General features: G+C 48.6%; 7 protein-coding genes. All 7 read left to right on the top strand.

From position 1 onward, the window contains the following. Window positions 1-56 precede the first annotated feature (56 nt). The 7 genes from IE090_RS14535 to IE090_RS14565 all read left to right on the top strand — a co-directional run bounded on the left by IE090_RS14535 (window position 57) and on the right by IE090_RS14565 (window position 5994). Window positions 57-293, top strand: a complete 237-nt coding sequence (locus IE090_RS14535; RefSeq protein WP_189389413.1) for a hypothetical protein — start codon at window positions 57-59, stop codon at window positions 291-293. 497 nt (window positions 294-790) lie between these two features. Next, the gene (locus IE090_RS14540) at window positions 791-1771 is read left to right on the top strand and encodes a PQQ-binding-like beta-propeller repeat protein (protein WP_189389415.1); all 981 of its coding nucleotides are present in this window, start codon (window positions 791-793) and stop codon (window positions 1769-1771) included. Window positions 1772-1872: 101 nt separating this feature from the next. Further along, a complete protein-coding gene (locus tag IE090_RS14545; RefSeq protein ID WP_189389417.1) occupies window positions 1873-2634 on the top strand; it encodes a hypothetical protein in 762 nt (253 codons plus the stop codon). 33 nt (window positions 2635-2667) lie between these two features. Further along, window positions 2668-2952, top strand: coding sequence for a hypothetical protein (locus IE090_RS14550; RefSeq protein WP_189389419.1), 285 nt, complete (start codon window positions 2668-2670; stop codon window positions 2950-2952). 49 nt (window positions 2953-3001) lie between these two features. Beyond that, a complete protein-coding gene (locus IE090_RS14555; RefSeq protein ID WP_189389421.1) occupies window positions 3002-4342 on the top strand; it encodes a hypothetical protein in 1341 nt (446 codons plus the stop codon). Window positions 4343-4525: 183 nt separating this feature from the next. After that, window positions 4526-5479, top strand: a complete 954-nt coding sequence (locus IE090_RS14560) for a hypothetical protein (RefSeq protein ID WP_189389423.1) — start codon at window positions 4526-4528, stop codon at window positions 5477-5479. Between the two features lie 8 nt (window positions 5480-5487). Beyond that, entirely contained in the window at window positions 5488-5994 is a 507-nt protein-coding gene (locus tag IE090_RS14565) for a hypothetical protein (RefSeq protein ID WP_189389425.1), read from the top strand. Window positions 5995-6199 lie beyond the last annotated feature (205 nt).

Raw genomic sequence — 6199 nt, forward strand, 5'->3', positions numbered from 1 at the left:
GGGTAATATCGAAAAGGACCGGGCTCGATTGGTTGATAAAAAAGCCTGGCCAGTTAATGCGTGATTTACTAGCGGCAGGAACAGAGCAGCGAAGTGTGCGTTGGAGCTTTGATGCGCGGGCCAGAAAGGCGTTTGATGAGCAACAGCTGATGGATGAAGTGATGGATGCGTATCGGGAGAACAAAGAGAGCATATGGGCGTTAGCAGGTATAAAAAAGACTGATGATAGGGCTATTGCGGAGTTCGAGAAACAGATTGGTTTGAAGTTCAGTGTGGAGATCGGCGAAATATGACTGCTTGCTATTACTTGGTGGATCTAGATCAGGATGTGACAGTGCCAGAGACTAATTCTCTGATATTAAGAAATCCTTTGCATGCTGTAGTTTTTGAGAGGGATCAGTTTTCTGTTGATTTAGATGGTTTTTGGCCTGGGCATCAAGTAAAGGGCTGGTATAGATGCCCCGATGGATGGATTTGTCTTGTTTCTACATCGAAATACTTTGGTGAATATTCAGATTATGATGACAAATATCAGATCTACGATGCTAACTTCTCTAAAGCGAAATTTTGGGGGGTAAGTGAGTTGCACAGTACTTTCTTTCGGAAAGCGCTTGTATGGTCTTTTCATGACTTTTTATTGGTTAATGAAAGTATTGACGGTAAAGAATCTCCATCCGTAATGAAGCTGTACTCCCGTATTGGATCTGAAAGCGAGAGTGAGTTTTCTGCTAGCTTGCCGAGGATAGTTAGGAACAGCGAGTATCTGTATTTTCTGTGTAATGATTCGCCAATGCAAATATTGAAACTGGACTTGCAGCTCAACCCGATTTGGCAGCGAGAGTTTGATAATCAAGGCGGTGGCATGCCCAATCAGAAGCTGTTTTATTATCAAAACAGCATCATTGCGTTGCTCAGTAGCTTTCGTCTGGATGATAAAGACGCAGATATCGTCGCATTAGATGACGCGACGGGTGAAATTCTGTGGCAGCAACATCTGCCATATTTGATTGAGTTCTTCCATTTAGCCGGTGACCGTTTGTACTTAAGCAGTCAGCTGCACGGTTATTGGTGCGTGTTGTGCGCTAAAACAGGTGATGTTTTGTTGCAACAGCAGGTTGAAGGCAGTGAAGACGATATCATTCGCTGTCGTTATTTATGGCCATTTGATGAGTATTTGCTGCTGCATAACGGCTTTGATCGCCTGACCGTGATCGACCAAGCCAGCGGTGAACATCTCGCCGACATCGACATGCCGCCTGAGTTTTCGCTTTCGCATGTGCCTCCCAAGGTGGTTGACGATTATGTGTACGTCATGCTCGGTGCTGGTGGCGAAGGCATGCAGTTTAGCTATGCCGGTGTTATGGTATTGAGTCGCGAGCGTTTGCGCCAGGGGCCGCCTTATACCGTAGACGTTGAGCCGTACCTGGGGGTAAGCCACAGCGTCGTAACCGATGGCGATACCGACTATTACGACATCCAGATCAGCTGTGCTGAGTTAGGCGATGTGCTGCGCTTTGGTCAAATAGAAATGCGCAAAGTTGCACAGCGCCATTCTTACAACTTTTTTGGCAATATGGATAAAAACGTCAAGCAACGGGTTAATAAGCGCTTTGATGGTCGCTTGCAGCTCAGCATTGATCGCGCTGCACTGAATAACCCAGACGACAGTAAGATTGACCTGCTGGTGCAGTTATACAACCAGCATTATCAAAACGGCTTTATCGCGCCCGCCACCCGCAAGCCACTGAGTGTAAGCTGGCGCTACGTTTGAGGCTGGTGTTGCTTTGATGGGCGGGTTAATGGTTGAGGCTATTGAAATATGAGGTTAACTCAGGTCTGTACTTGTTGTGATGACATTTGCGAGAGGTAACTATGCCCAAGCGTAAAAAACAAGAAATTTTGCAATCCCTGCGCCCACTCTGGCGGGTGGATGACGAACAGTGGCTGATACAGCGCCAAGCCGATTGGCAGCACATCAGTGCGACCATGACTCAGACACCGCCAGCAAAACAAAAAAGTCTAGAGCGCTATTTTGTTTATGGCGAAAAGGACTGTTATTTTCCCGGCAGTACGGTCATGCTCTTTACCCCCTATGACTCTGCCGAGTCTGCCAAAGAGGTTTTTTACAGTGGCTTATTGGATCCAACCGAACAAGAAAATGTGTTCAAAGACTACTTGTTCTGGATCAGTAAGCGTGGCTACCACTTACCTTGGTTTCGACGCCATATTCAGCAGTTTATTAAGGGTGTTATGGGTTCGAGCTATCAAGAGCTTTATGTCGAGCATGGCTCGCGACCAAAACTAATCTCAATCGAACCTTCATGGTGGTGCAGTGCCTATATGATGTGTGCAAATAAGATCCTGACGGGGGAGGTGGCCTACGAGGGCTGTGTTGATTGCGTGGAGTATTTTGTATCGGCCTTGGCACAGGCCAGCAAAACTTGTCATCGTCGGCCGAAGAAGTTTGACTCAATGTTCGCCGAAGTTGAGCGCATCTTGGCCGGCGCTGAGGCCAGCGACATCGCCAAAACCTTTGCCCACGATTTAAAAGCACGGGAAAGCGAGATTCGTCATCATTGGCAGCTCAGTGGCGAAAAAGCCGCTGAGATCGACGCACAAAACACGACAGAGTAACGCAGCCCAAGGAAGCACACTAAAGGACTCACCATGCCAACACCAACACGCTATGAAATTCTGCAATCGTTTCGTCCACTCTGGCGGGTGGAGGATGAACAGTGGCTGGCACAGCGCCAAGCCGATTGGCAGCACATCCGTGCCAGTATCAAAAAAGCTGCGCCAGCATCGCTCAAACTACTAGAAAGCTATTTTGTCTACGGTGAAAAAAAGGGCTATTTACCCGGCACCACCTTACTGCTGTTTACCCCCTACGACTCTGCCGAGTCTGTCCAGGAGGTGTTTCTAAAGGTGCTAAGGAATATGGGCGCTTTGTAGATAAAGAGCTAAGGCCTGCTGTGACTGCGATGTTAGGGGATATTTGAATATGAGTGTGATCTTTCCATCTTGTGTTTTTCGAGTTTTTAATGGCGAGGCTTATGGGATCGGGGGGATGCCCTTTGATGGCTGTTTGATTCATGTAACACGGGATAGATATCGTGTTGATTTTATTTCATCAGCTTTGACTGATTTAGATTATCTTGTAGATGAAAACGAAAACCCCATCGAGTTCAATGATGGAAGAAGGTCTGTCCTTGGAGATAAGCCAGCGCTTATAAAGGGGGAAGACTATACTGATGTCGCTTTTTTTACGTCTGGTGCGCAGGTTCTCTATGTCGAGAGCGAAGGAGGCGACTTCGCAATCTTAAGTGATGAAAGTGGCTCACACCGGTATGATGACGATTTACTTGTTAAGGTGCATGAGAAGGGAGTGTTTATAGCCGAATCTATAGCTGATGAAGCTGTTTTGGGTATCAAGTCAGGTGAACTGGTTTGGAATGTTCCGTTTAACCCTCCGCCACGCTTTAATGGTGTTTATCCACCGTTTAGACAGCACCATTTTTACTTATGTGAAAATAAACTAGTGCAGTGCTACGACTACCACGGCGGGCAACTGGCCTGGCAGCACTCATTAGCCGGGCTGCCGCTCACCTTGTTGGAGTTTGATCGCCGTACGGTCATACAAACCCGCAGCGAAGTGATCAGTTTTGCCGCCGATGGCCAGGTGCTGGGGCAAAAAGCCATGGCCGGTGGGGGCGATATGCATACCGGCAATCATTTGCTCGGCAACGATCATCGATACCTGTATGTGGCTAACCGCGAGGCGGGCGCACTGGTGGTGTACGACTATGCGCTGCAAGAACAGCACCGGGTTGCCCTGCCGGAAAACTATCGGGCTTCTTTTCAGCGAGTATCGCCTGAGCTAAATGTGCTCAGTTTGGAACGTGTTAAGCAGCGTATTATTGGCTCGAAGCATGCCACTTTCTGGAATCCTGATGATACCTTGACGCTGACCTCACTGTTGTCGGAAGAAGATAACTTTCGCGTAGAGCGGGTCGAGCAAGGTGGAAAGTCTTCCTACGATGTTTATATCGACAGTGACAATAAACACGATTTTTTTCGTCTTGCCGATGTGATTGTATTAGACGTCGCTAATAAATACGGTGATGACTATTGCGACCCAGACGTTGATCGCCAATTTGCGGGTGACATTCGCCTGATTGTTAATGATGTCCTTTATCAACAAGAACGCGACTTTCTGGCCACGATGCAGCAGCGCCTGGTGAATATCATCAAGGAGAATGGCGGCGTTATGCACAGCGGCGTCGTCAGTGGCGACAAGCAGCGCCACATCGATGTGCAGATCGTGGCATTGGCTGATGCTTAAACTGAGCGGAAGCGAGGGGCCCACGCCCACACCAAAGCCCATCCTGAGCAGCGGCTGTATAGTGCCCATGGCTCCGTCGTCTTAGCAGTTGCCGACGCTGACAATAGCTGGCTGCCTAAGACCCGCAGCGCGTTCGCCAGCGCATTAACGATTTAATATTGAGAGCATCGGAAGGGTAGCCCTATGTTTGACTACGAAGCGATTGAACCGGTGTTGCCGGGCAACCATATCGAAAATTGGAAAAAAATCCGCAAACAGCAGTGGAAGCAGATCAAGTATGTTTTTTCAGAAAAATTTTTAACCAACGACGGGAAAATATTGGCTGATATTAAAAAAAACTACTATATCGCCGATGAGCCAAGAGTGCCTGAGTCACCGTATGATGAGTATGGCAATGTCAGGCGTGAGCTTTATGATGCAGAAGGCAACTTTATTCCAAGACCTAAAGACTACGTGACCTGGTCAGAAGATTTGGTGATGTCGTTGTTTCTGCACCCAGATCAGTCCGAGCAGCGCTGGCAGCAGAGAATATCTCAAGAGCTGGCGCCTAAACGCCGAGAGGATCGCCCGCTAGGGCATGATAAATTGCCAGCTCAAGAGTTTTTTATGCGAGCGAGTCATACTGCCGAGCCCTTGCTCGACTACGACTTTGGCGCCTTTGGCGGTCTGGAGCAGCGTATGCTGCCCGTATTTGTGCAAAGCCCGGTATATACCGATGAAACTATTATTGTAAATAATGCTGAATGTCGCTTAGTTCCATGGAATACGCCAATAATGGCTTATTACAGCGTGTTGGGGAGGTTGGGTAGTTTTAGCCAGGATGTGAATGTCAGCCCATTCACACCCTACCAATGGCTGCATGAAATGTTTATCTCAACATTTGCCTATGATTTAGAGCCGGAAGAACGTGGCAGCATAGCTGGTCTTAGAGGTTATTTGCCCGCACTTCAAGACAATGCCGACGATATCTACCATCCCAATCACTTAAAAGCCGCACGCTTAATGATTCAGATTTTTGAAGATGACACCGCGCCGGCTTACTTGCGCAACCTATGGCAAACCGTTAAAAGCAACGGCATGGAGGCCTACAAGCGCCGCTACACCAAAACGCCAACCCCACCGCCGCATAAGCGCTAGGACGAGCCATGTGCAAAGAAGTGATTTATCTGGCTCAATTTGCCAGCGCCCACGCCCGGGCGCGGGCCGAAATCTATTTAAACGAAGCCACTCGCCCCGAGTTTGACGACGACGTGCCCGCAGAAGAACTCAGCATGTTTGAAACGATGGACGAACGCTGGTTTGCCGAGCACTTAATCCAACTATCAGACACTCAACTGGCGTGGACGGCCGAGGACGAAGAACTAGATTATGGCACCATCGTCAGCCCACTGGATTTAGGGGCCGAATCCGCGTTGGCGATCGAGCTGTATGAATACGATGGCCCCTGCATTGCCATTCATGCCGTCGAAGACGGCGAGCACTTTATGCGCTTTATTACCCTGATGTATGACGATGTAGAAAAAGACACGCGCGTCGAGGAGTTTAATCAACTCGTCACCCACAAGGTACACACCTTGGGCAGCATCCAAGCCATTTTGTGGCTGCAGGATTACCTCGCCAACGGCGGCGATGTGCCTATGTTTGTATCTTGATCAGCAAGGGTATCCTCTAGAGAGCAGATGCCCCTATCTGCCAGACGTGATCGTACCAATGATTTGTGATCTGCCGCGATTGACCTCCGCAATGCTGTGTATGACCTAGCCCTCATTTAGAGAGAGCGCATATCATTGTTGCTAGGGCACCTCTGAAAAATACCCCAAAATAGGCGATAATCCATCTTCCAGTTAGCAAGGGCAG

The sequence above is a fragment of the Bacterioplanes sanyensis genome (assembly GCF_014652515.1).
Classification (GTDB): Bacteria; Pseudomonadota; Gammaproteobacteria; order Pseudomonadales; family Oceanobacteraceae; genus Bacterioplanes; species Bacterioplanes sanyensis.

Bases quoted from the DNA above. Each gene is read 5' to 3' on its own strand.
- IE090_RS14540 (WP_189389415.1), top strand. From the start codon at position 791: ATGCAAATATTGAAACTGGACTTGCAGCTCAACCCGATTTGGCAGCGA.
- IE090_RS14545 (WP_189389417.1), top strand. From the start codon at position 1,873: ATGCCCAAGCGTAAAAAACAAGAAATTTTGCAATCCCTGCGCCCACTC.
- IE090_RS14535 (WP_189389413.1), top strand. From the start codon at position 57: ATGCGTGATTTACTAGCGGCAGGAACAGAGCAGCGAAGTGTGCGTTGG.
- IE090_RS14565 (WP_189389425.1), top strand. From the start codon at position 5,488: ATGTGCAAAGAAGTGATTTATCTGGCTCAATTTGCCAGCGCCCACGCC.
- IE090_RS14560 (WP_189389423.1), top strand. From the start codon at position 4,526: ATGTTTGACTACGAAGCGATTGAACCGGTGTTGCCGGGCAACCATATC.
- IE090_RS14550 (WP_189389419.1), top strand. From the start codon at position 2,668: ATGCCAACACCAACACGCTATGAAATTCTGCAATCGTTTCGTCCACTC.
- IE090_RS14555 (WP_189389421.1), top strand. From the start codon at position 3,002: ATGAGTGTGATCTTTCCATCTTGTGTTTTTCGAGTTTTTAATGGCGAG.